Raw genomic sequence first — 26,633 nt, forward strand, 5'->3', positions numbered from 1 at the left:
TGCGAACCCTACCCCAGGAGCGAAAGGGTGGCGCGCATAGGAAGTGTCTAACAACTGATATTACAGAGTCATTGAAGACTGCTTTTTTCAGCCAGGGCTGCGAGAGAAGCTTTTTTTGGGGGCTATCCAGATACGATAACCAATGGCCCGCCAGCCTTGGTATACGAGAAAAGGATTGCCCTGCGGTTCGAATGAATTAACAGGATGGAGTGATAAACTTCAGAAGTGCCCGTCAAATCCGGCACTACGAAGTTCAAATTACGGTACCGGCTACGAAGATCGTATTTTCTGGGTGCTCGGTTGTTTCAAGAATAAATCATATCTTTTTAAATTGAACTGAACTCTTGGTGCCTTCAGCCATTGATTCGTTTCCTCAACGGAGGCGAACATGTCTTTTCTTAATAGCGCCGCCCTCGGAACTCCGACAACAGCGAAGACTACGGATGATCTCCCCAAAGAAGAGACGTCTGAAAGATCGTATTTGGCCAAGAGAAAAGTTTACACTCCGGCTCCTGGGGAGCCTTTGGGACGTCCTTACGGGCCAGAAAACCCGGTCCTCAATTCAAGTCTTACATCGGCAAGCAGACACTCGCTGCTCTGGAAAAAACAGCGAGTTGTCGCGATCCCAGTATGCAATGAGGAAGACTATATTGTTCCCTGTCTTCTGGCGTTGGCCGCACAGAAATATAAGGCAGACAAGGTTATTCTCTGGATCAACAACACCACAGATGACACATGCCAGCGGGCGCGTTCCCTGATTGATCAGCTGCCGTTCGAACTGGAAACGGTCACGGTCTTCTATGATGCGGCATTGGCAAGCGCAGGTCTGGCACGACGGGATGCGATGGCTCATGCTGCCAGAGCCGCCTCGTCCGATGCCATTCTTTTCACTACAGATGCCGATAGTGAAGTTGCCTCTGACTGGATCGAAAGCATTCTTGCGGCTTTTGTCCGGTATCCGGTCGATGCTGTTTTTGGCCGGGTGCTTCTCCTGCCAGACGAATATAAGAAGATTCCTGCACATCTTCACGAGGACGAGCAGGCAGAACAGGCCTATGGGGCACTTCTCGAACAGATCGCGCTGCTGCTCAATCCTGAACCTTACGACCCTTGGCCCCGGCATCTTGAACATTCAGGAGCCAGTATCGCCGTCACGCGCCAGGCCTGGAGCAAGGTCGGTGGGATTCCGCACATCCCATCTGGAGAAGATCGTGGATTTTATCAGGCATTGCGGCAGAACGGGATTCCGGTCCGCCATGCCTTGGACGTCAAAGTGTATGTATCCGCGCGTCTTCAGGGGCGCGCTCAAGGAGGTATGGCGGAAACTCTTGCCCGGAGACTGATCGCACAGGACGAATGTATCGACGATATTTTCGAACCGGTTTCCAGACGTTTGCTTCGTATCCGCAAAGAACTCAAATACTTGCGCGAAAGCCGGTTATCCATGTCTAACCAGCCATATCCGGAACTACCCGTTATCCGTATTCGTCGTAATGAGCTGCAAAGACACTATGAACGTGCTGAACGTGTTCTCAACTTTCTTTCTACAGTGAAGCGTCGTGTCCCTGAAAATCTGCAATCCGCGACAGCCGATCAATACGATACCCCTCGCCTCGCTCTGACAGATCAGGGTGCCAGTGTCTTTCACGACAGGCCTGAATGAACCATTCGGCAGCTTCATCGCCGGTACAAGGGGTATCGGTCTGCCCTGTCCAATTTACGATCAGGATATGTCCCTCCGGTGTCAGGCTCTCCGTAGCCATAAGCGCGAGGCGCTGAATGTCGCTGGCCGTAAGGAAGTAAAGAACTTCGGAAATAAGGAGAAGATCGCAACCCGACGCTTCAGTGATCGGATAGTCTGTCGGCAAAAAAGCTTTGAGAAAGCAAACGTCTTCCTGTTTTCCCAAGCGCTGTCTTGCGATAGCAAGCGCATTCTCCGACGCGTCGACCGCCAGAATGCGTTTGCAGTGCTTCGAAAGCGCGCGTGTACTGACGCCGATCGCACATCCAAGTTCTACGGCAAAGGAAATCGGCGAGGCTGGCAGGCAGTCCAGAACCCGTGCCAGTTTCTTGTGTTCATATGGACTGTTTTCAAAATCCCATGGGTCAGGGTTGCTTTGAAACAGCTTGTCGAAGACTTCCGGCTTCCAGGTCTCGTTGCTCATGATGCGATGAAGAGTTCATAAGGCTGGAGCATTTTTTCGAGAAGCTGATCTGGCAGGACAAAACCATCCGGGTCATCCTCTACAACCAGTCCCCTTTGGCTTCGATGTGCTCGGATAGCCTCCCGTTTTTTGTTCAGAAAGGTCCTTACATCGAGCCGCCATCCTGTCGGTGGTTCTTCTTTGATCTCCTGCTCAGGTGGAAGTGTCAGCCCCCAGACCGGGTAAGCGAGTATTCGTAGTTGCGGTCGCAAAGCTTTCAGTTTCTGCCCCATGATCCAGACGGCTTCATGATCGCAGTGAGGGTCATGACGCCAAGGGACCAGAACCGTCTGGCAATCATGCCGGCCGACGATTTCAAGAAGATGACGGATCGCAGCATCAAAGTCCTGTCCGTCCGTTGGAACTGCGGTATCTGCCAATCCTAAAAACATTAGTCGGTCAGGAGCTAAGCCAAGCGCCTTTAAGGCCTGTCTACTTTCTTCCTGACGAAGGCTTGCAAGGCGCAAGGGTGGCCACGTCACGGAACCGGGGTGAGACGCAGAGCCATCAGACACGATGACGACAACTGGTGGCCTGCCCTCTTTTATTGCAGTGGCGATGAAGCCCCCGCATCCCAAACTTTCATCATCCGGATGGGGAGAGAGGACAAGCGTGGTTCCCGGCGCCATCCTGTCGAGAGAGGTCACTGGAAATGTGGCAAAGTGCCGAAGCATGTCCTTGATTTTCATAAGTGTGTCTCCGGCCAGTCGTGTCTGACAAACCAGGCGGCGGCTTCGGTCAGCGCTTCGTCTGGGGCTGGCTGCCTCAGATAGGTTGCCAGATCCCGCATGACCTGCTCAACCGCTCGGCCTTTCACGAAAGCGGAGAGTCCAAGACCTCGTTGTACAAGCGTGATCAGTTCCAGAGCTGCTCGTTCGACAGCAAGTCTCGCAAGATTGACCGTCGCGACGATTTCTTCCGGTCTCATCGCTACGTCTCCGCATGCGGCGAGAGCCGCCTGCTCGACCCAGAGGGCAGCAGTTTTTTGCAGAATGAGGGCTTCTCCGATCCGGCACAACTGGTGGGGATTATCTGCCCGCTCCCGCGCCACAAGCTCCTGTCTCAGCAGATCGACCAGTCGGCCCATGCCCCCAAGGGCAACTGCTGATCCTCGCCATGCCCCGGCAGAAAATTCAGGCTGGTGAAGATAGTCTCCCGGAGCGCCCAGAACATTCTCGTCAGCCACAGGTAGATCCGTGAAATCATAAGCGCCTGTCCCACTTGCCTGCATACCGGTAAGCTTGCCAGGCCCGGAGAGCCTGCGTTTAGGGTCAGTGGTGGGCACAAGAACCATGACGGACGTGCCCTGCTCTGTGGTGGCCGTGATCAGCGCTAAGCCGACTTCACTGACGCCGCTGGCAAATCCTTTGATCCCGGAAAGCCTATAACCCCCATCGTCTTTGCTGATCAGCACGGAAGGGTTGCCGTCTGTGACCCATATGCCTGCCAGAACGCCTTTTTTCAGAGTTTGGCTCAGTGTGTGACACTGCTGCCTTGTGCCATACAGCGTGACAAGACGAATAACATTCACATGCCCTTCCAGACATCGCCCCAGAGACAGGCTCAGATAGCCCGTCCGTCGAAGGAGCGTCAGAAGAACCCCACGTCCTTCCGCTGAGCGGGCCAGTCCGAAGCCGCCCTCATCAGCAGGAAGAAGGGCATCCAGTGCCCCGATTTCCTGAAGGGATTTCAAAAGGTCTTTGGGGAAAAGATTTTCTGTTGAACTGAAGGGCCTGTCTTTCCAGTCTTTAAAGAGGTCTTGCAGCGTGGCCCGAAAAGCAACAAGGCCTTCGTCAGAGAAACACTGACCTGAATTCGACATGCCCGAGTATCCTTCCGCACAACCCATTTTAGGCAACGCTCGGCGGCTGGGCTGAGATCCCCATTCGAAAGCCCTCTCCCGGTCACTCTTTTGAGGGCTGGGGTGCGGTATCTATGAGCGGCACAGACCACATCATGCGGGATCTGAACCTGTGCGATGGGTTTCCGGCATGCCCCATGCAAACAGACAGGCTACAGCCGCGCCCGTAAGACCGAGGAGCAGGAAAGTTGTGTTGAATCCGTATCCTGACGTCAGGGCACCCCCTGCAAGATTGGACAGAAGCGCGCCGATGGTCCCCAGAGCCAATCCCAGTCCGATCAGCAGATTTCGTCGTCCACTTTCCGAAGCAATATCCGAAAGAATGGCGTAGAACAGTACCAGAATAATGCCTGAAGACAGTCCATCCAGAATTTGAACAAGAGCAAGAGTTGGCCACCCTGCGCTCAGAACCACCAAGCCATCGCGTACGGGCTGAAGGGAAAGTGCCAGAATAAAAAGAGGCTTGCGCGGCCACTGCGGAGCCTTCTTGCCGACGAGAAAAGCAATGGGTGCCATGGTGATCTGAGCGACGACGATACAGATCGCTGTGACGATGGCAGGGTCACCAAGATGCAAAAAGGCGTAACGCTCGATCATAAGCGGGACCACGGCGCCATTTGCCACATTGAAAAGAAGATAAGTCGTCAGGAAGATCGCCAGCCGCGGCTCTGAGAGTAGCGTGCGGATAGCATGCAAGGTCTCTTTGAAGGATGCCGCTTCCCGGGATTGACCTGACGGTTCGTCCGCCTGAGCTGAAAAGCCAGCGACAAGAAGAAGACTGACCGCCGCAAGGCCACCAACGCCCCATAAGGGCGCTACCGGCCCTAACATCCTTCCGAGAAGACTCATCAAAAATCCGGAAGACGCGTTGCCCAGATGATTAAAAGATTCATTGCGGCCCATACGTCCGATATAGCCGCTGGCTCCTGCGGTATGATGGCTGATTGCTGCCAGAATTGGCGTAAAAAGTGCTCCTGCTCCACCGGCGATGAAATGTGCCAGAACAATAGGATAAAAGACCGGAGCCCAGGCCATGATAGCGACAGAGACAAAAGTCACGCCACAGCAGATGGCAAGTATCGCGCGCCGGCAGGCGACGATATCCAAAGCCCAGCCTCCTACAGAACGGGCCAGAACCGCCCCCAGCCCACCCGCAGCGATGGCGGCCCCGATCCGGTTCGAAGGCCAGTTATGGATCGTCAGAAAAGCCGTTAGGAAGTTACCCAGATTGTCCTGTACGTCCGCGAGGAGAAAACTCAGTCCGTCTAGCGAAAGGTCATCCTTTCGTTGTTGGGTCTGTGCTCTGTTTTCCGTCACCATGTTTCCAGTCAAAGTGTTTTAAAAAAGCGGCGGAAACTGGATCTCCATCGCTCCCATCATGAACGAGCAAGTCACGGATACGTTACGGAAAAACAGAAAAAGAAATCTCTAATCGACACGAAAGGCCGGTTTACCCTCAAATATCAGCTTATATTTTGGGCCGATAAAGATTTCATGCTTCGGGTGCACGAAATTCATATGAAACTCACCGGAGCACATACTCTTACACTCTGAACAGCCGAAAAACTGACGCTGAACGGAGCGATTTCCAATGACTGATCTGTCTGTCGCCAGCCCATGTCGCCTCAAAATAAATGGTAAGAGCCACACTGCTGATCTTCCACCCTGCGTGACGTTGCTGGATTTGCTCCGGGAGCGTCTTGATCTGACAGGCACAAAGAAGGGATGCGATCACGGGCAATGCGGCGCCTGTACTGTGCTGGTTAATGGAAAGCGCGTGAAAAGCTGCCTCATCCTTGCCGTTTCAATACCGGACGCTGAGATCACCACGATCGAAGGCCTTGGTTCAGACGGTCATTTGCATCCTATGCAGCAAGCTTTTATCGACCGTGACGCCTTTCAGTGCGGATACTGTACGCCAGGGCAAATCATGTCTGCTGTGGCGCTCCTGGAAGAAGGGCATGTCAGAACTCGTGAAGAAATCCGTGAGTTCATGAGCGGCAATCTCTGTCGTTGCGGAGCCTATAACGGCATCATCGATGCCATCGAACAGGTTGTTTCGCAGCAGCTTCAGAACCGAGCCGGAGAAGCAGCATGAGGCATTTCTCCTATTCTCGTCCCGAGACCTTCGAGAACGCCAGTCATATCCCTGACCATGCGCGATATCTCGCAGGCGGCACAAATCTGATTGACCTCATGAAATCCGACGTTGAGCGGCCCGAGCATGTCGTGGACCTCAATGCTTTGCCCATGAGCCAGATTGAGGAAAGACCTGCCGGGGGTCTACGTATCGGCGCTCTTGTCACCAATGCTGACACTGCGGCGCATCCGCTTGTTACAGAACGCTATCCTCTTTTAGCGTCTGCCATTCTTGCTGGGGCCAGTCCGCAAATTCGAAACCGGGCGACGAACGGCGGAAACCTGAACCAGAGAACGCGCTGCCATTATTTTTATGATCCCGATATGGCCTGCAATAAACGTTCTCCCGGAACAGGATGCTCTGCGAAGGGCGGACGCAACAGGATCATGGCCATTCTGGGAACCAGTGATGCCTGTATTGCCACCTTCCCTTCGGACATGTGCGTCGCCTTGGCTGCACTGAATGCGACAGTCAATCTTATCGGCCCGGAAGGTGAGCGCGCTGTTGCCTTACGCGACTATCATCGCCTTCCGGAAGATACACCGTGGCAGGACAACGTTCTGCGTAAAGGCGAAATTGTCACGTCCATAGATCTGCCGCCCATCTCTTTCGGCAAAAATCACACCTATCTCAAGGTCCGTGATCGCCTGTCTTTTGCCTTTGCCATCGTATCGGTCGCTGTGGGTCTGCAAGTTGAAAACAATACGATCCGGAAGGCCAGTATTGCCATGGGGGGCGTTGGCACAAAACCTTGGTGTGTTCCCGAAGCGGAGACACTTCTTGAAGGGAAAGTGCCGTCTCCCTCCCTGTTCCGGGATGTGGCCGAATGTCTTCTGCAAGGTGCAGTCACAGATCGCGATAACGCGGCAAAGCTCAAACTGGCCCCCCGTGTGATCATCCGGGCTCTGTTGCAGGCCGCCGCGGGCACTCCCCAGTCCCAGACGTACAAAAGCATTTCCTGAAAGAGGCCAGACATGACTCTTGTGTCAGCAAAAATTGGACAATCCGTCTCTCGGATCGATGGCTTTGCCAAGGTGACAGGCCAAGCCAGATATGCTGCCGAACCGCATCCTGCAGGTATGCTGTATGGCTTCATCGTGAACAGCCCTGTTGTCCGAGGGAAGATCGAGGCCATTCGTGATGAAGCCGCTCGTGCGGTGCCGGGTGTGGTGGAGATCATGACCCACCTTAACAGACCGCACACGGCTCTTTTCGAGAAATCCTACGTCGATGGTCTTGGCGTTCCTGGCTCGCCTTACCGGCCCCTCCACGATGGGGAAATTCGTTTTAATGGTCAGCCGGTGGCTGTGGTCTTTGCAGAAACATTCGAAGCCGCGCGCGAGGCCGCGATGCTCGTGGAAGTCGATTATGAGCGCTGGCCCCATAATGCGGACTTCGAAGCCGCCCTGCATCAGAAATACATGCCCGAGAAACCTCGTAGCAATTACGTGCCTCCCAAATCACGCGGGAATGCAGCGGAGGCATACGCTTTAAGCCCTGTGAAGGTTGAAGGTCATTATCATCTGGCGCCTGAGCATCACAATCCCATGGAAATGCACGCTACCACCGTTATTGTCGAGGACGATGGGACGTTTACAGTCTGGGACAAAACGCAGGGCCCGCAGGCCGTACAGGCTTACCTGACAAGCGCGCTTTCTCTCTCGAAAGATCAAGTACGCGTTCGTAATCCCTATGTGGGAGGCGCTTTTGGATCAGGCCTACGTGCGCAGCACAATGTATTTCTGGCAGCACTAGGTGCGAAAATGCTGAAGCGTTCGGTACGCGTTTCCCTGACACGCCAGCAAATGTTTACGCATGTCTTCCGCCCGGAGGCTATTATGGACATTGCGCTCGGCGCCACGCTGGACGGAACCCTGCAATCCATGATTGTCCAAGGCGTTACAGATACTTCCCGCTTTGAGCATAATATGGAAAATCTCGTTGTCTGGGGCTTGATCAATTACAAATGTCCCAATGCAACAGCCGATTACAAAGTCGCGCCACGGGATACCTATACATCCAGCGATATGCGGGCACCGGGTGCAGCCACGGGGGTTAATCTCTTTGAAATGGCCATCGATGAAATGGCCTATGCCTGCACCATGGATCCCTTGAAATTCCGCCTGCACAACTATTCCGATGTCGATGCCATGCATGACATGCCGTTGACCAGCAAAGCCTTGAAAGAGGCTATGGTTCAGGGCGCGGACCGTTTTGGCTGGCATGATCGTCCTATGGCGCCCAAAAGCATGCGAGATGGCAAGGAATTGGTCGGCTGGGGTATGGCAACAGGCATCTGGGATGCGATGTTCTCCCCCACTTCTGCTCGCGCCACCCTAACCGCTGATGGGCGTCTGCGTATTGCAACAGCCGCATCTGACATCGGGACAGGAACCTATACGATCCTGGCTCAGACAGCCTCCGAGGCGTTCGGCATCCCTATCGAAAAAATTGATATTGAACTGGGGGATTCAACTCTCCCTGAGTGCCCGACAGAAGGCGGCTCGTGGACAGCCGCCTCGGCTGGCGCTGCGGTCTGGCTTGCATGTCAGAGTTTGCGAGAGAAGCTGTTCAAAACGCTCAGCAAAAATGGGAGTACTTCCGCGTGGCTGACCGAAGGGCTGTCGAACAACACTATAGTGCTTAAAGATGGGTTCCTTCAAAGCGCAGAGGCAAGTGAAACACTTAAACTTTCCCTACCGGAAGCCATTTCTTTGACTGGTCAAGAAATGCTCGAAGTTGAAGAAACTGCGAAACCGGGACTGCGCGGAACTCTTAACCAGATGAGAAAGGCCCGTTTCACCCATAGCGCAGTCTTTTGCGAGGTTCGTGTGGATGAGGACCTCGGCATCATACGTGTAACCCGGCTGGTCAATGCCGTTGCGGCTGGCCGTATAATGAACCCCAAGACGGCAGCCAGTCAGGTTCGTGGTGCCATGGTGATGGCAACCGGGATGGCCCTTCACGAGGAATCCCTGATGGACGAGCGCGTCGGTCGCTTCATGAATCACAACTTTTCCGAATACCATATCCCGGCACATGCAGACATTCCGGACATGGATGTACTCTTTGTTGAGGAAAACGATCCGGAAGTGAGCCCTCTTGGCGTCAAGGGTGTGGGAGAGATTGGTATGTGTGGGACTGCTGCGGCGATTGCAAATGCCATCTTTCATGCAACAGGCCACCGCTATCGCAATCTTCCTATCATCCCTGGAAGCTGAGTTTTGTAGTCTTTTAGGCTCATATGGGCCCAAAAGAGAGAAGAGGCAGTCAAAAATCAAATAACACGGTTCAGCGACACGTTTTATGTAGCTGCTGTCTCTCACTGATCATAACCTGTCTGTCTGCAGGTCTTTTATTCCCGCATTACTTAGGCCCAGCAGGAATTGATATTTTTGATCTGAAACAGCGTTCCTCGTCAGATCGAAGGAGCGTGAGCTGAGCCTGCTTCTGTTTTCTCAGGAAATATTTTCAGACCGCTAACTAACATCCTGATCGCGCGTTATGTTTTTAGTGTGTCGTTTTAGGTAATCATAACTTCCGTAAAATTGTTAATTTCGTAATACATAACGACCAGAAATATAACGAAAAATATACATCCTAGAAGTACCTCTGCAACACAGTCTTAACAATGGCTGGATGCTTCCCGCCTAAAGGAACCGCAGAAATGGCTATTTTTTCCAGGAAAACTGCCGCAAATTCGTTTCGGTTTCATGATGGAAGGATTATTCGGTCCGATCTTTTTAGTGGTGATCGACTGTTGCAGCATGCTCAAAGCTTGGCAGAAAATCATGAAAATATTGTTGTTGCCACGCACGACAATATATTGCCTGGCCGATTAGACGAAAATGCCAAGGTTCTTCTGGAATCAAACATTATTTTATCTCAGGCCTCCGAGAGAGGGGAACAGATTACCCCCGCCGGAGGATGGTTGATCGACAATTATTACCTGATGGACGCCCAGATACAGGCCATTAAATTTGATCTTCCCTCCAGATATTACAAAGACCTCCCTGAACTTTCCCTTGGGCCATTCTCCGGTTTACCGAGGGTGTTCGAAATAGCCTGGGCGCTTGTGGCTCATACGGACAGCCATATTGAGCCTAAAACGATATGTCAGTTTTTGGGTGCCTATCAGAAAAACAGACCTCTCTTAATCAGAGAGCTTTGGGCCATCCCCACGCAGATCAGAATAGTCCTGATTGAGAACCTGCGGCGCGTAGCAGACAAAATCTGTCAGAACCTGAAAGAACGGAAGCAGGCTGATAATCTTGCCAATATGTTGTTTCTTGATGTTCAGGCCAGCAATGCAAAAATCCTTAAAAGCCTTTCCAAAATCAATACGGAAATATTAAGCCCGGCGTTTCTTGTACAATTTGCGCATCGTTTGAAAGGGCGAGATCCACAGAAAGATCCGGCATTTTTGTGGCTGGAAGGAATATTGCAGGAAAAAGGAACAGATCTGGATCAGATCGTTCATGAAGAATTACAAGAACAAAGCTCTTTAAACGCCACTATCAGAAATATTATCACGAGTATGCGGCTAACGACCATGCTGGATTGGAACAGCATTGTCGAAAAAATTAGCGCAGTAAGCCAAATACTTTATCGACATGCCGGCTTTGCCGAGATGGATGCTGCAACCCGGAATTTATACAGCAAAGCTGTTGAGGCGCTTGCCAAGGGATCTAACTATACGGAATGTGAAATCGCGCAGAAGGTGACGTCTCTCGCGGCGATGGCGAAAGAGGAGAAGAATTTTGATCCTCGTCGGTCAGACCCCGGCTATTACCTTCTGGCAGAAGGGCGTCCGTGGCTCGAAGCGCAGCTGAAGTTCCACGCACCCCTCCGTGTCCAAGTCGGACAGGCATGCCGCAAGCTGGGCATCACAGGATACAGCCTGGGCGTTACGTTACTGACGCTCCTGCTCTTGTCAGCCTTCCTGTCCTTCATGAGCGGAAACCTCTCAGGTCATGCAGCTCTCATCCTGATTATTTTAGGATTTATTCCGGCTACGGATGCTGTTGTGGCCGGTGTGAACCGCTTCCTGATGTGGGCCATCAGAGTGTCAGAGCTTCCTGCGCTGGAGCTTAAAGAAGGCGTCTCAGCGCATCTGCGAACCATGGTGGTCGTCCCAACCCTGCTGACAAAGCGGTCCTCCATCGTGGAAATGGTGAACCGCCTTGAGAAGCATTATCTCTCCAGCCGCGATGGTGAGATCTATTTTGCACTACTGACAGACTGGACGGACTCTCCCATAGAAAGCCGGAAAGGAGATCAGGATCTTCTTGATGTTGTTACGCGAGAGATTGCGCGCCTGAATCAGACTTATGAAGCGGGGCCTGCCGGGACAAGATTTCTCCTTCTCCATCGTAGGCGGGTGTGGAGCGCAAGCGAAGAGAAATGGATCGGATGGGAGCGTAAACGTGGCAAACTCCATGAGTTGAACCGCCTTCTCCGTGGCGCAACGGATACCAGTTTTCTAACCCTGTCCGGTCAGAGCATCCCTCAGGACGTACGGTATATCGTGACTGTGGATTCCGATACACGTCTGCCACATGAGGTTGTCAGGCGGCTCGTCGGCAAGATCGCGCATCCGCTCAATAATGCCCGTTTTGATCCAGAAGAAGGGCGCGTCACGGAGGGATATGCGGTTCTCCAGCCGCGGGTTACGCCATCCTTGCCGGAAGCGCGACAGAGCACACTTTTTCAGAGGGTTTTCTCAAGCCCGAATGGAATAGAACCTTATACGGCCGCCGTATCCGACCTGTACCAGGATATGTTTGCAGAGGGTTCTTTTGCAGGCAAAGGTATTTACGAAATTGACACTTTCGAAGCTGCGTTAGCTGGCCGGGTTCCAGATGGAACGCTTCTCAGCCATGATCTCTTCGAAGGCGTTTTTGCCCGCGCAGGTCTCGTGACCGATATTGAGGTTATTGAGGAATATCCCACGGACTATCTGGTCTCTGTGGCCCGTCTCAATCGTTGGGTGCGGGGAGATTGGCAGCTTCTTCCATGGATATTCTCATGGATGGGCTATTTTCCAACCATTCGGATAAAAACCCGCCCTCTCACGGGCATTGCGCGCTGGAAGATGCTGGATAATCTACGTCGCAGCCTTTCAGCCCCCATGGCTGTCAGCGCCCTGTTTGCAGGCTGGTTCCTCGGGCTACATAATGCAGTCGTCTGGAGCCTCTGCATTGTCTCGACGCTCGCCATTCCGGCATCTTTACCTCTTCTGGTTGATATTATCAGGCGGAGACGAGGAGAAACTTTTCGGAGCTATTTTTCTCTTCTGACAGTCGATCTCAAACGTACCGCTCTGACAACTGCTCTATGCTTTGCGTTTCTGGCTGATCAGGCGTGCCTGATGGGCGATGCCATTACCCGAACATTAGGACGTGTTTTCGTCACCAGAAAGCACCTTCTCCAATGGGTGACGGCCGCGCAGGCGGCAGAGGCTCCACGTGAAGAGATGCAGGGATATTGCCGTCAGATGAGCGGGGCTGTTCTGACTGCTTTTCTTGCGGTGGGCGTCATGTTCGTGGCAGCGCCGTGGGTTTGGATCGTCATTCTTCCATTTGCCCTTGCCTGGAGCCTGTCACCAGCGATTGCATGGAAGGTCAGCCAGTATCGTCCTTCGGCTCGCAGGCTTGAGGCTACTGAAGCCGAAACCATTTTCATGCGAATGCAGGCACGGCGAACATGGCGGTATTTCGAAACATTCGTTTCTGACGCTGATCATATGCTTCCGCCAGATAACTTCCAGGAAACCCCTGCCCCTCTGGTCGCGCATCGTACGTCTCCCACCAATATGGGACTTTATCTTCTCGCAATCGTCGCAGCATGCGATTTTGGATGGATCGGTGTTGCTGACGCAACCTCGCGTCTAAGGGCTACCCTTGACACCATGCTGAAGCTTCCTCGTTTCAGGGGACATTTCTATAACTGGTACAGTACTACTGACCTCTCTCCGCTTCCTCCCATTTACGTCTCGACGGTCGATAGCGGAAACCTTGCTGGCCATCTGATCACGCTGGCTGGTGCCTGCGAAGAGTGGATTCAAAAAGGAAGGAAGTCCGATACCTGGCGGGAGGGTGTGCAGGATGCTCTCAACCTGGCACTTGAAGAAGCTACGTCAGGCAGTGGAACCTTCCGCTCTTCCGAAATCGCTCAACTCGTAGAGACCCTTCTGCAGAATATGAAGGAAGGTCATGCCAGCCAGATCACGGTTGCGTACCGAGTGCAGATGCTTGTCAGTCAGGCGGAAGAACTGGCGCATCTGCTGCAAAGGCGTGCCATGGCAGGGAGTGCGGGAAAAGGCTCGTCTGTCACAGGAGCCGAAAACCTTCTGTTCTGGCTGCACGCTGCGCAAACCTGCATTCAGAGTGAACGCAAGGATCTGGAGAACAATCCTTTACTTCATGACGAACTCCGTAAAATTGCACAGATCGCCAGAACCATGGCACTGGAAATGGAGTTTGGTTTTCTCAGAAATTCCGACCGGAAACTGCTCTCAATCGGGTTTGTCGTCAATGAAGGCACTCTCGACAATAACTGCTACGATCTGCTGGCTTCGGAAGCCAGGCTCGCTGTCTTTTTTGCCATTGCAAAAGGCGATATCCCTGCGTGGGAATGGTTCCGTCTGGGAAGGCCCCTCGCCGCAGTCGCCCATGGGGAGGCTCTGGTGTCCTGGTCGGGGTCCATGTTCGAATATCTTATGCCCTCCCTGATTATGGCAGCCCCCTTTGACAGTCTTCTGGAAGAAACCAGCCGCCAGATTGTCCGTCGTCAGATTGAGTATGGCCAGTTCTGCGGTGTACCCTGGGGTATTTCGGAATCTGCCTACAATGCGCGGGATCTGGACTATAATTATCAATATTCCGATTTCGGCGTCCCCGGATTAGGAATGAAAAGAGGACTGGCGCAAAATCTGGTCATCGCTCCTTACGCCACTGCCTTGGCCACTATGGTTGATGCACGGCTGGCTACGGAAAATTTTCGGGTTTTGCAGGCGGCTGGAGCTCAGGGCACCTATGGGTTTTATGAGGCACTGGATTATACAAAGGCCCGCCTGCAACCCAATCAGACCGTCGCAATTATTCACTCTTACATGGCCCATCATCAGGGCATGTCGATCCTTGCAATAGCTGACACGGTTCTGAAGGGCCTCATGCGATCCCGCTTCCATGCGGAGCCTATTATCGGGGCTGCGGAGCTCCTGCTTCAGGAGCGCGCACCAACAGGCGGTGCGATTACAACACCATTGAAGGAAGAAGAGTTCGCGCCTGCCGCGCTGACTGTACAGGTCCAGTCTGGAGGTCGTCATCTGCGGACAGCAGACACAAGCGCTCCTGTGACTCATCTTCTTTCGAATGGACGCTACAGCGTGATGCTGACGGCCGCAGGGTCCGGATACAGCAAGTGGGGTGAACAGGCTGTTACGAGATGGAGACAGGACCCTACACTCGATAACCTGGGGAACTATATTTACCTCCAGAGCCCCGGAAACAATCACTTCTGGACCGCGGGATTACAGCCTTCCGGAGCAGAAGCCGAAAGCTACGATATCGAATTCCGGGAAGATCGTGCCACCTATACGCGGCAAGACAACAAACTGACGACGACGATGGAGGTGTTGGTTTCAGCGGAAGACGACGCAGAACTTCGGCGTGTTTCGTTGCGGAACTCCGGTACATCAACAGTTGAAGTCAACGTAACCTCTTACGTTGAACTTGCCTTGTGCCCACCTGGTATGGACATCAGCCATCCTGCGTTTGCCAAGATGTTTGTACAGACGGAATATCTTCCTTCCTCCCGGGCAATCATTGCAACCCGGCGAAAAAGAAATCCCTCTGATGCGGAGATCTGGGCCGCGCATCTGATTGTTGGGGGTAACACTCTTTCCATCGAGACTGATCGCTCTCGTTTCATTGGCCGTGGACGGGATTTGCGGGCGCCGATTGCCGTAATTCAGGAAGGCCCGCTCTCTGGATCAACCGGAACGGTGTTGGATCCCATTTTCTCTGCTCGGTGTAAGCTGACAATTCCTGCACGCTCTACTCGGCATGTGTCATTCTGGACAATCGTTGCGTCCACACGTGAGGCGCTCATGCAGAGTATTGAGCGTCACCAGAGTGAAGCTGATCTCGATCGTGCCCTGACACTGGCCTGGACGCATGCTCAGGTTCACTTGAGGCATCTCGATATCCAGCCCGTACAGGCAGACCTGTTTCAGCAGCTTGGGGGTTATCTTCTGTTTCCGGGGCCCACCCTGCGCTCATCTGCTGTCCGTATCAAACGGGGCGCAGGTAAACAGGCAGACCTATGGGGACAGGGCGTTTCGGGTGATTTGCCGATCCTGCTGTTGGTCATCACTGAAAACGAGGATTTCGATCTCGCCCGTACCCTTCTCACGGCGCATGACTATCTGAATTTCAAGGGACTGGCGTTTGATCTCGTCATTCTGAATGACCATCCGACGTCTTATGCCCAGGATTTACAACATGCTCTCGAAGCGCTTGTTCGATCATCCGGGCAGACTGGAACGGTTCGTCTTCTGCGCGGAAGTCTCATGTCAGAGACAGTCAGGGAGCTTCTGTTCTCGGTGGCCTACGTCGTTTTGACGGGGAAAGGCGGAAACCTGCAACATCAGATAACCCATATCGAGATGATGCAGCGCACAAAAGTTGTGCAGACTGCTGTACGTCCCTGCAAAGCCTACCATGGACCACAGGAAGCGCCTGAAGCACCCCAGCTTGAACTGGCAAACGGATATGGAGGGTTCACGTCAGACGGCAAGGAATATGCTGTTATCATCCGCGGAAAAACCCGGACCCCTGCCCCTTGGATCAATGTTGTTTCCAGTCCTCATTTTGGCTTTCAGGTCTCGGCGGAAGGTAGCGGTTACACCTGGGCTGAAAACAGCAAAGAAAATCAGCTAACACCCTGGTCTAATGATCCGGTCATTAACCCGACTGGCGAGGCCTTTTATCTGTGCGACGAAGAAAGTCGTCAGTTCTGGTCCCCTTTGGCCGCCGTCTGCTCTGATGACAATGCTGTCTATGTTTGCCGACACGGGCGCGGATATAGCCGGTTTGATCGTCATGCCAACGAGATTGCCGCGAGCCTGCTGCAATATGTTCCGCTTGAAGATCCTGTAAAAATTTCCAGACTGAAACTGACCAATACGTCCTCACGGTCCCGCACTTTGAGGGTGACCACCTATACCGAGTGGGTTTTAGGGCAGTCTCGCAGCACGACGGCACCTTTTGTGTTTACCGAGCAGGATCCTGACACGGGCGCGCTGTTTGTCAGGAACAAGTGGGGCGAGACGTTTGGGGAAAAGATCGCATTTGCGGATCTGGCCAGTCAGCAGACTTCAAGCACGGATGACAGGCGTACATTCATCGGTCGCAATGGCACTCTTTCTGCCCCGAGAGCCATTGTCCGTGGAGGCCCGCTTGAGGGTATTGTCGGGGCAGGTATTGACCCCTGTGCTGCATTGCAGACTCTCATTACGCTTGAGCCGGGGGAAAGCACGGAAATTGTCTTCCTGCTGGGTCAGGGACGAAATGCTGAGCATGCCCGTCAACTGGTTCGGCAGTATAGAACAGAAAATCTGGATATGGTTCTGGATGCAGTTCATCGCAGATGGGACAAGATCACGGGGGCCGTACAGGTCCACACACCTGATCGCGCCATGGATATCATGCTGAATGGCTGGTTGTTGTATCAGTCCCTGTCCAGCCGCATCTGGTCACGGGCGGGCTTTTACCAGGCCAGCGGCGCCTATGGGTTCCGGGACCAACTTCAGGATGGGATGTCTCTTGTTCTATCGGCTCCTCAACTGGTGCGTGAGCATCTTCTTCGGGCTGCATCCAGACAGTTTCCTGAAGGAGACGTCCAACACTGGTGGCTTCCCCAAAAGGGAAATGGTGTTCGGACAAGGATTTCTGATGACTGTGCCTGGCTGGCCTACACAGTTGCGCACTACGTTCGCGTGAGTGGTGACACGACTGTTCTGGATGAGGAAATTCCATTTTTGGAGGCTCCAGTTCTGGCAGATGGAGAGCATGAGCGTTTTCTCCAGCCGGAAGTCACGGACGAAACAGCGTCTCTCTATGCTCACTGCGTTCTTGCGCTCGATCACAGCCTGCAAAGAGGCGCGCATGGCCTCCCGCTTATGGGAACCGGCGACTGGAACGACGGGATGAACCGCGTTGGCGAAGCCGGGCGCGGAGAAAGCGTCTGGCTGGGATGGTTCACGCATGCTGCGCTGTCCGCATTTCTTCCACTGGCCCGAGCTCGGCAGGATACTGAGCACGTCACGAAGTGGACACGGATCATGGCAGAACTTGAGAGTGCGCTGGAGGCAGCGTGGGACGGCTCCTGGTATCGGCGCGCCTATTTTGACGACGGTAGCCCTCTAGGTAGTCATGCAAACAGCGAGGGGCGAATTGATGCCATTGCTCAGTCCTGGGCAGTAATTTCAGCGGCCGGATCTCCCGCGAGAGCCCGACAGGCCATGCGGGCCGTTCAGGAGCAGCTTGTTGATCTGGACAAGGAGATCATCATGGTCTTGACACCTCCCTTCAATACGTCAGAGCCTGATCCGGGTTATATTCGGGGTTATCCGCCAGGTATCCGGGAGAATGGCGGTCAGTACACGCATGCTGCTCTCTGGACGGTTATGGCGACTGCCCTTCTAGGGGACGGCGATGCGGCACACGAGATGTTTGCTACGCTCAATCCCGTTCACCATTCCAGGGATCAAGCGGCAGCGGATCGCTACAAGGTCGAACCATATGCCGTGGTGGCAGACGTGTATTCCTCTGACCCGCATGTCGGTCGTGGGGGATGGTCTTGGTACACCGGGTCAGCAGGATGGATGCAACGGGTTGGGGTGGAGACGTTGCTGGGAGTTCAGATCGAAGGAGATCGGTTGTCACTTAAGCCGCACATCCCCTCGTCCTGGCCGTCATACACAGTCCAGCTGCGCTGGAAGACGTCGGACTATCATATCCAGATAGAAAACCCTGACCATGTCTGCCAGGGAGATCTCTTTATGCTGGTCGATGGGGAGCCAACTGCATTCACACAGCCATTCTACATGCAAGATGATGGGCTTATGCACAATTTAAATTTCGTGCTCAGAAGATCGGCAGCTCTTATTCCAGAGGGTTAAGAGCGTGGCGTGACTCAATCGTTTTCTTCCCTGAGCCTAATAAGGCTCAGGGCGACCAATCGGACGGAAAAGGGATCAACTCCTGCATTCCAGGACGCAAACCCCGCCACCTCAGCCGCCTTGAGGTCATGTTCGAATGTCGCAGAGGTTGGTAGCGTATCACCACACGCTATGACAGATGCCTGGCCGTCTTTTTAACGTGATCTGAACTCTTATCGTGCTGAGCCATTGAATGATCTTACCACTGGAGGCGATCATGTCTTTCCACAGCAGCACTCTTCCTAAAAATCCGACAAAAGCTCCTGGTTCTCCTGATGAGCGGGAGCCGTTTGATCCGTATCCCGACAAAAGCCCGATTACGGATGAGCCCCCGGAAGAAGAAAAGCCCGGCAAAAGGTATCCGCCCGAGAAAGGCTCCCCCGATCCGAAGCCCGACCAGCCACCAGTTCTTCCTGATGCGCCTGAAAATCCAACCAATTAAGGTTTAGGCTTTCCCGGTAACAGAAGATGAGCGACCCGTGCTTGCTTCCCTAAAGCTATAGCAGGGCTTTGGGGGGCATCTTCCGCGTTGGGCAGATCATCATTGTCTGGACGTCTCGCAGTTCAATCCAAACCGTGGGTTAACTCTTCATCCTTAGAACGAACGTCCAGACTTGCAAGGTTTCGCTCAAGTGCGCGAAAGCTATCTTGCAACAAACATACCATTCGACGCCCATGGTCCTTTGTTCTGAATCAAAAGACGGGAAGTATGCCTGCGTGCAGATATCTGGGCGGGCTAGTGTTGAAATAGGCTAGGCCAATTTTTACGCGGCCATTTCGAGAGATGCATCTGCACAGGCGCTGGCTTCGTCAAGAGTGAGCAAAAGTCTGACACGCTCGTTGATAGGACGATCTGAGAGAGGGGGTGAGCGATGGAGAATTTTCTCTGCTTTGTCCCACCCAGGAAAGTGCTTTCCTTTGAGAAAAACAAGGGCACCTGTGGGCGCCTGATGCACGGTTGATCCGTTGTCAGTTTTCCATTGCACACCAGGGCCAACATAGGTTCGAAGCAAACGCAGATCGACGCAGTCAACGTGGAATTTCCGACAACTATCTGTTGTGATCTTTTCCAGTCGTACACGTAGCGCCTGGTGTCCGGAAATATCCCTGTAAAGTGCGGCTATTTCCAAAATATCCGTCAGGAGTGGCTGTGTGCGTTCTGAAAATGCGCTCTGCAGCTGCTTTTCCAGATCGGGTAGGTAACCTCGCCTTGTCAGAGATTGAGCTCCCACCGTCAGATAATCTTTTGTCGCCTGGGTTAGTGATGAAGACATATCGCACGGATGAAGACCAATGCTGCTGTGAGGAAGCAGGATGTTTCTGAACGACGATTGATGCTCCAGACGGCAGCGGGTGGGACATGACGGCATGGAAAAGCTTATCCTTGCTATTGATATGTTATAACATAACTATTATTTGCAAAAGCAGCAACTTTTCCTCCTCTTCAAGGGCTTACTTTATGTCGGATTTCCGATTGCCTGTGACTGTTCTCTCCGGCTTTCTGGGGGCTGGCAAGACAACGCTTCTCAACCATGTTCTCAACAATCGCGAGAGCCTGAAAGTGGCGGTCATCGTCAATGATATGAGTGACGTGAACATTGATGCCGAACTGATCCGTAATGGCGGGAGCAATCTGTCCCGGACCAACGAGAAGCTCGTGGAAATGACGAATGGATGCATCTGCTGCACGTTGCGGGACGATCTTCTGACCGAAGTGACGCGACTGGCAGAAGAAAAAAGGTTTGATTACCTTCTGATTGAGTCAACGGGCATCGCAGAACCCCTGCCCGTCGCGGCCACTTTTGAATTCCGTGATGAAGAAGGCCGGAGTTTGAGCGACGTCGCTCGGCTCGATACGATGGTGACAGTTGTGGATGCCGTGAACCTGCTGAAGGATTATGGATCAAGCGATTTTCTTCGTGATCGGGGCGAGGTTGCCGGAGAGGAAGACGAACGTGCGCTCGTAGATCTTTTTGTGGATCAAATCGAATTCGCGGATGTCATTGTTCTTAATAAAATCGATACGGCAACTGCTGAGCAGGCAGACGCTGCACGGTTGATCATCCGATCCCTCAATGCGGACGCGAACGTGATTGAAACGAGCCAGAGCAAAGTTTCTTTAAACCAGGTTCTGAATACGGGGCGCTTTGATTTCGAGCGTGCACACCAGAACCCCTTGTGGTTCAAAGAGTTGTACGGGCATGCTGAACATCGTCCCGAAACGGAAGAATACGGAATTTCCAGTTTTGTCTACCGTGCCCATCGGCCTTTCAGACCTGAAGCGTTTGCAGACTTCATCGAGCAGTCATGGCATGGGGTGGTGCGGGTAAAAGGTTATTTCTGGCTTGCAACCCGCCCGGATTGGGTCGGAGATCTGAGTATTGCGGGTGCATTGGCGCGTCATCAGGCGGCTGGGCGTTGGTGGGCGAGTGTTCCGCATGACAACTGGCCTGATGATGAAGGCTGGCGAGCGACACTGGCCAAATACTGGGACGATATTTATGGCGATCGCCGGCAGGAACTGGTCTTTATTGGTGCTGGCATGGACGAGGTTGCAATTCGTACCGCACTAGACGATTGCCTTGTCCTACCGTCACAGGACGAAATTTTCATGCCGTGGCACTATGATCATCTTCCTGATCCATTTCCTTTGTGGTCCTGATTTTCAGCTGTTTTGTCTCATATACCAGATGGAACGGTAAAATAACCGTTCCATCTGGTACAAAGCTCAGCCCCTCTTCTTCAGAGCCGGATGATCTCAGAAATCTGATGAGATAGTCCCTGTCATCGAAAACCTTGGAAGAACATAGAAAGACGCGCCGTTGCTGCCTGCCAGGGTACTTCCATCGAGCAGGGTCACGTTATGGTAGTTATTGGTAATGCCGGTTGTCCCAACCCGAATGATTGATCCTGTCAGGTTAGAGAAATTCAGACGGAACGTAGGGGTTCTCAGGAAATAGAGCGGTTTAAAATGATACCCAAGCGCAAGGGTATTGGTAACAAACCCTGGCATTCGCTGATCGCCCACAAGTGTTACTGACTGAGGGCCGGTATAGTGAAGGCTGAAGTTTCCAAAAAATCCTGCATTGCTGTAGGTCAGTCCAAAATTTGCAAGAACGCGTGGTGTGAGAATGGACTGTTTTCCCTTAGTGGGAAGATATGTGTCTCCATAGGGAATATTTGAGTCAAAAGTACCATGCAGGTACTCCACTGACGCGTACGGGCTGAAATGATGGAAATCCCTTCCCGCAATCATGGCATCAAATCCGCGGATCGTCTGGTTCCCTGCATTGGAAACTGCGTAAGCGGTATTGGGCAGATAGGTGGTGAGAAGACGGTTGGTGATATTGGAATTGAATGCCGAAATATCGAACGTCAGATACCGGTTGTTATAGCGATATCCAATCTGTTCTGTGATGGAATACTGGTTTTTGGGGAGTGATGTTGAACCTGAGAGCTGTGAGGGGGATGGCTGGCGGAAATCACCTTCTGCATTCATGTAAACCTGACTGTGAGAGTCAATTTTATATGAGATAGAAAGATGCGGAAGCGGCGCGGTTGAATTCGCTCCGATCGTAAACTTGCTGAGCCCGGAAGCTCGATCCCAATAGTTGGACATGATATATTTGAAGCCACCGTTTATGGTCAGGCGATCATTGAAATATTTGGCGGTATCTTCGATAAAGAAAGAATTCAGCTCGTAGCCGGCATCGTACCTGTAAATTGCTTCCTGACCATCTGCTGTATAGAGTTTATAGGCATTGTCATTTGTTTTGGCATTCCGTCCGCTAGATTGTGTTGCCATGGTCGGAAAGAAATAGTCGACGGCGTTGTTCTCATACCAGTATCCGAAAGACAGATGGTTATGACGATCAATGTCGTAACCCAGTTTGGCGACAAGCCCGACTTGCGGGGACCAGTGCTGCGCCCAGTATGTGCTCAACGGTGTAGAAGGGTCAGCTTTCTGCCCGTTTCCATAGAAATATGTGGCACCAGTCGATGCTGGCGTGCCCGCGGTTGAACCGTCCCAGCCGAAGCCTGTCGCAAAATAGGGAGAAAGGTCAAAAGTCAGGCGTTTGTTGATAACGATATGGGCTTGTGTTGTGACAAAAAACTGGTTCCAGGAGTCAATATTGCCTTGCCAGTAATTTCCGGCGGACGTGGAGTTTCTATCCCAGACATTAGTGCGATTATATCCCTGCCCTGTATGCTTGTAATTATAAAATGTTTGAGCATCTGGATAGGCGTCAATCGTGAACATGGAATTGTTCCATGAGCCGAAGAATTTCACAGTGGATCCATTGGTAAATTCTTTAAAAACTCCAACGTCCACATGTGTTCGGCGGTTTGTACCTGCACCCATCCATTGTCTCGAATGAGTATTTGAGACTGAGATGTAAGACCGAATACCGGAATTGCCAATTTCTCCGGATTCCAGCCGGACGAATTCCCGTGACATGTTGTTTGTGCCGTAAGAAAAATCCATGCTTCCCCCGGCTTTTTTGCCGGGTGTCCGTGTGCGCTCGTCCAGCGTGCCCGCAGTTGCATTGGATGCGGGCGCATCAATAGGAGAGCTCCCAGGGGTCATGGTGACGGTTTCGATGTTCTCTGCATCAACGTTCTGTTGAAGGTAAGCGGCAAGAGATGCAGGAGCCCCATCCAAAAGCAAAGCCGTATCGGCATCAGTAAAACCGCGCATATACAGTGCACCGCCTTTGATGCCAGACGTATCTGGCATGGCAATGCTGACACTCGGAAGATTTTGGACAACATCAAGGCCGGTCGATGTCGGGCTTCTCATCTCGATATATTGGCGCCCAACAGACTGGACTGCATACGGTGCGGTTTCGACCCGCATCATCCCTCCCCCAGAGTTGCGCGCGCTTCTCGATCCACGAACCCCGACGCTTTCCTCGCTGGATGCCATCATGGATGTTCTGCGGGAACGTGGCTTTGTCGGGGTGCCCGGGGCCGCACGATGAGATGGCGTCACATGACGGAGATGATGGGATGGGGCCGCGCTGGAAAGCCCAGTTTCTGCAGAGAGGATTATGGAACTCAAAATAGTACCGAGGAACAGACGAGAAGCCAGTGTCTTCACTTTTTTTCTCCGAAAGCTCAGTTGGTGAAACTGAATAATAGCTACTCAAACACATTTCGGAACAATAATGAAATAATAAATAAAGTTTATTCGAAAATATGGTATTTACACAATGTAGAGATATTTTAACGGTTTTTAGCCGAATGATGAACCCCCCATTCGGCTTTCCTAGAGTGTATTTACTTGGGATTCAGGGGTTTGAATGAATATTTAAAAGTCTTTTTCGCAACTCAGAAGCACGTTTCGGACCTGCGCTATCATTCCTCTGATTTGGTCCGGATTCGAAATAAATGGAGGGCCGAAAGAAATCGTGTCTCCCGTGACGCGAAGGAGCACGCCCTCTTCCAGGCCGCGCTCAAAAAGCTGGACACTTCGCAGGGCAGATTTGTCAGAAAGGGGATTGAGTTCGATCGCAGCGGTAAGGCCGATGTTTCGCAGATCTTTTACGGATTTCAGGTCCTGCAATGCATGCACCTCTTCTTCCAGAATAGGCTCCAACGCTCTGACAGCCGCATTGGTCCCCTCTTCTTCCATGATGTCGAGCACCGTATGAGCCACAGCTGCGGCCATTGGATGCCCTGAATAGGTATAGCCATGAGCGAACTCTATGGCTGCGTCCGGGCCATTCATGAATGTTTTGTAGATTTCTGAAGTGACGATAACGCCGCCCATGGGAATGATCCCATTGGTGACCGCCTTGGCGAAGGTAATCATATCCGGTGTGACGCCAAATCTTTGGGAGGCAAAATTTTCTCCCATGCGTCCAAAACCTGTGATGACTTCATCGAAAATGAGAAGGATGCCGTGTTTCGTACAGATTTCTCTCAGCTTCTGAAGATATCCGACGGGAGGGACAAGAACGCCGGTTGATCCCTGCACTGGCTCGACAATGACAGCCGCGATTGTGGAGGCATCATGGAGTGCCACCAGTCTCTCGAGATCGTCCGCCAGATGGGCGCCCCACTCCGGTTGCCCTTTTGAAAATGCGATATGGGCGTGATCGTAAGGGTGTCGGATGTGGTCCACGCCAGGGACCATCACCGTGGCGAACATCTTGCGGTTCGGAACAATGCCGCCGACAGACATGCCACCAAACCCTACACCGTGATAACCTCGTTCGCGTCCAATGAGACGAAAACGGCCGCCTTCACCGTTAAGCTTGTGAAAGCCGACTGCAATTTTTAGTGCAGTATCAACAGCTTCTGAGCCAGAATTTGCGAAGAAAACATGCTCAAGGCCTTCAGGGGCCATCTTTGCAATGCGCGCTGCCAGCGTGACAGCAGGTGCATGGGTCATCTGGAATCCGGGTGCGAAATCCAGGGTTTCTGCCTGCTGACGAAGTGCGTCCGCTATGCGTGGATTTCCGTGGCCTAAAGGCGTACACCATAGCCCAGACAGCGTGTCGAAGACCGTTTTGCCATCGGCCATCGTATAGTAAGGCCCCTTGGCTGAGGCCACGACACGATGATCGCCCCGACCGTTAACCAGTCTGTTTGCCGTAAAGGGCATCCAGTTGCGTCCCTCACTCATGGCAAGGGCGCACAGGCTTTCGTTCGTCAATGTAGTCACGATACTGCCTCCATCAGGCTGTCAGATGTTTTTTTCTTAAAAGGTGCTCTCTCGACATACCGGCCCTGCCCGCGCTCGGCACGAAGTGTACCGTCATCCCAAAGGACGCGGCTCTGACTGATTGTCTTTTTTGCCACGCCTGTAACGGTCATGCCTTCATAAATATTGTAATCGACATTCTGATGATGTGTGGCGGCAGACATGGTTCGCGACGCCGATGGATCCCACAGCACAATATCCGCGTCTGCACCCTCAACAATCATGCCTTTCCGGCTATGGATATTGAAGATGCGGGCCGTATTGGTGGACGTGAGGGCAACAAACTGCTCCGGAGTTATCTTGCCGCCGACAACGCCGTGATGCCACAGAATGCTCATGCGATCCTCAATGCCGGGAACACCGTTGGGGATGCGCGTAAAATTGGTGAGGCCCATTTCTTTCTGGGAACGGCAGAAGCAGCAGTGATCCGTTGCGGTGGTGTGGAGCTGGCCGGAAGAAAGGCCGCCCCAGAGCGCTTGCTGATGCGATTTTTCGCGGAAAGGTGGGCTCATGACGTAGCGCGATGCCTTCAGCCAGTCCGAAGACTGGTAAACGCTCTCATCGAAAACCAGATGCTGCGGAAGAACTTCCCCATAAACTTGCAAACCGCGAAGGCGGGCCGTTGCAATGGCTTCGGTCGCCTCGCGCGTGGAAACGTGAACGATGTAAAGGGGGGTATTGCTGACAGCTGCCAGCGTAATGGCGCGCTGAGCGGCTTCTCCTTCTACGCTGGATGGGCGGGAGAGCGGATGCGCCGCGGGGCCAGTGTTTCCCGCTTTCAGGAGAGATTCCTGAAGAAAGGACACGGCATCTCCATTCTCGGCATGCACGGTGCATAAAGCGCCCAGTTCGCCCGCTCGGCGCATGGAGTTGAGAAACGTCTCATCATCCACCATCAGGGCGTTCTTGTAGGCCATGAAATGTTTGAAGGAATTAACGCCGCAGTCCCGCACCAGTGTTTCCATATCCTGGTGAACCTGGTCATCCCAGTGCGTCACTGCGACATGGAAACCATAGTCGGCAGACGCTTTTTCGGCTTTGCCCCGCCACGCCTTCCACGCGTCATGAAGCGACTGTCCATGCTCGGGGATGACGAAATCGATAATACTCGTTGTACCTCCGGCGAGCCCGGCGGCCGTGCCTGTATAGAAATCGTCACTGGCCGTCGTGCCCATAAAGGGCATTTCCATATGCGTATGGGGATCTATCCCCCCTGGCATGACAAGCAGCCCATCTGCATCAACGATGGTAAAGCCTGTCGGCGCTTCCATATCCGCCTGAACAGCCGCGATTTTCCCGTCATCGTCACACAGGACGTCTGCTCTGAAACGCCGCTCAGACGTAACAACTGTTCCACCCTTGATCAGGAGCATGACATCCCTTCCCTTCAGGAAAAGCGGTTGGCATTATGTCGTTGTCTTACCGAAACTGTATGGTTAATCTGACCAGCCGGTCAACATAACGATTGCGCTTCCGGAATTTTTTCGAGAACG

General features: G+C 52.8%; 15 protein-coding genes. 7 read left to right on the top strand and 8 right to left on the bottom strand.

What is annotated here, in order from left to right; genetic code table 11:
- Nucleotides 1–388 precede the first annotated feature (388 nt).
- On the top strand, nucleotides 389–1,663 hold the full coding sequence (locus JN414_RS12865) for a glycosyltransferase family 2 protein (RefSeq protein WP_202208270.1): 1,275 nt from the start codon (nucleotides 389–391) through the stop codon (nucleotides 1,661–1,663).
- On the opposite strand, the gene JN414_RS12870 is transcribed toward JN414_RS12865, so the two are convergent.
- From JN414_RS12870 to JN414_RS12885, 4 genes are all read right to left on the bottom strand, one after another.
- The gene (locus JN414_RS12870; protein WP_202208272.1) at nucleotides 1,545–2,165 is read right to left on the bottom strand and encodes a class I SAM-dependent methyltransferase; all 621 of its coding nucleotides are present in this window, start codon (nucleotides 2,163–2,165) and stop codon (nucleotides 1,545–1,547) included. The genes JN414_RS12865 and JN414_RS12870 overlap by 119 nt on opposite strands.
- Nucleotides 2,162–2,893: a PIG-L deacetylase family protein gene (locus JN414_RS12875; protein WP_202208274.1), complete on the bottom strand. Its 732-nt coding sequence runs from the start codon at nucleotides 2,891–2,893 to the stop codon at nucleotides 2,162–2,164. The genes JN414_RS12870 and JN414_RS12875 overlap by 4 nt, the downstream gene beginning before the upstream one ends.
- Nucleotides 2,890–4,026 carry an acyl-CoA dehydrogenase gene (locus JN414_RS12880; RefSeq protein WP_202208276.1) on the bottom strand — a complete coding sequence of 379 codons (1,137 nt, stop codon included), beginning with the start codon at nucleotides 4,024–4,026 and terminating at the stop codon, nucleotides 2,890–2,892. Before JN414_RS12880 ends, JN414_RS12875 begins: the two co-directional genes overlap by 4 nt.
- 132 nt (nucleotides 4,027–4,158) lie before the next feature.
- The gene (locus tag JN414_RS12885; RefSeq protein WP_202208278.1) at nucleotides 4,159–5,385 is read right to left on the bottom strand and encodes an MFS transporter; all 1,227 of its coding nucleotides are present in this window, start codon (nucleotides 5,383–5,385) and stop codon (nucleotides 4,159–4,161) included.
- 271 nt (nucleotides 5,386–5,656) lie between these two features.
- On the opposite strand from JN414_RS12885, the gene JN414_RS12890 reads away from it, so the two are divergent.
- The 5 genes from JN414_RS12890 (at nucleotide 5,657) to JN414_RS12910 (ending at nucleotide 18,873) form a co-directional block, all read left to right on the top strand.
- Nucleotides 5,657–6,163 (top strand): (2Fe-2S)-binding protein, encoded by a 507-nt coding sequence (locus JN414_RS12890; RefSeq protein ID WP_202208280.1) that lies wholly within the window; start codon nucleotides 5,657–5,659, stop codon nucleotides 6,161–6,163.
- Nucleotides 6,160–7,167, top strand: a complete 1,008-nt coding sequence (locus JN414_RS12895) for a xanthine dehydrogenase family protein subunit M (protein WP_202208282.1) — start codon at nucleotides 6,160–6,162, stop codon at nucleotides 7,165–7,167. Before JN414_RS12890 ends, JN414_RS12895 begins: the two co-directional genes overlap by 4 nt.
- A gap of 12 nt (nucleotides 7,168–7,179) precedes the next feature.
- Complete coding sequence (locus JN414_RS12900; RefSeq protein WP_202208284.1) at nucleotides 7,180–9,426, top strand: xanthine dehydrogenase family protein molybdopterin-binding subunit; 2,247 nt, start codon at nucleotides 7,180–7,182, stop codon at nucleotides 9,424–9,426.
- Between the two features lie 710 nt (nucleotides 9,427–10,136).
- Nucleotides 10,137–18,392, top strand: coding sequence for a GH36-type glycosyl hydrolase domain-containing protein (locus tag JN414_RS12905; protein WP_237390059.1), 8,256 nt, complete (start codon nucleotides 10,137–10,139; stop codon nucleotides 18,390–18,392).
- A 256-nt stretch (nucleotides 18,393–18,648) separates the two neighbouring features.
- Entirely contained in the window at nucleotides 18,649–18,873 is a 225-nt protein-coding gene (locus JN414_RS12910; RefSeq protein WP_237390060.1) for a hypothetical protein, read from the top strand.
- A 322-nt stretch (nucleotides 18,874–19,195) separates the two neighbouring features.
- Here the strand turns inward: JN414_RS12910 and JN414_RS12915 are convergent, their stop codons facing one another.
- On the bottom strand, nucleotides 19,196–19,801 hold the full coding sequence (locus JN414_RS12915) for a DUF1826 domain-containing protein (RefSeq protein WP_202208288.1): 606 nt from the start codon (nucleotides 19,799–19,801) through the stop codon (nucleotides 19,196–19,198).
- An 89-nt stretch (nucleotides 19,802–19,890) separates the two neighbouring features.
- Between JN414_RS12915 and zigA the strand changes: the two genes are divergently transcribed.
- Nucleotides 19,891–21,093: a zinc metallochaperone GTPase ZigA gene (gene zigA / locus JN414_RS12920; RefSeq protein WP_202208290.1), complete on the top strand. Its 1,203-nt coding sequence runs from the start codon at nucleotides 19,891–19,893 to the stop codon at nucleotides 21,091–21,093.
- A gap of 96 nt (nucleotides 21,094–21,189) precedes the next feature.
- Here the strand turns inward: zigA and JN414_RS12925 are convergent, their stop codons facing one another.
- The 3 genes from JN414_RS12925 to hydA all read right to left on the bottom strand — a co-directional run bounded on the left by JN414_RS12925 (nucleotide 21,190) and on the right by hydA (nucleotide 26,513).
- Nucleotides 21,190–23,532 (bottom strand): TonB-dependent receptor, encoded by a 2,343-nt coding sequence (locus tag JN414_RS12925; protein ID WP_202208292.1) that lies wholly within the window; start codon nucleotides 23,530–23,532, stop codon nucleotides 21,190–21,192.
- A gap of 210 nt (nucleotides 23,533–23,742) precedes the next feature.
- Nucleotides 23,743–25,062, bottom strand: coding sequence for an aspartate aminotransferase family protein (locus JN414_RS12930; RefSeq protein WP_202208309.1), 1,320 nt, complete (start codon nucleotides 25,060–25,062; stop codon nucleotides 23,743–23,745).
- A gap of 35 nt (nucleotides 25,063–25,097) precedes the next feature.
- A complete protein-coding gene (gene hydA / locus JN414_RS12935) occupies nucleotides 25,098–26,513 on the bottom strand; it encodes a dihydropyrimidinase (RefSeq protein WP_202208293.1) in 1,416 nt (471 codons plus the stop codon).
- Between the last annotated feature and the right edge of the window lie 120 nt (nucleotides 26,514–26,633).

The sequence above is a fragment of the Gluconobacter sp. Gdi genome (assembly GCF_014132155.1).
Classification (GTDB): domain Bacteria; phylum Pseudomonadota; class Alphaproteobacteria; order Acetobacterales; family Acetobacteraceae; genus Gluconobacter.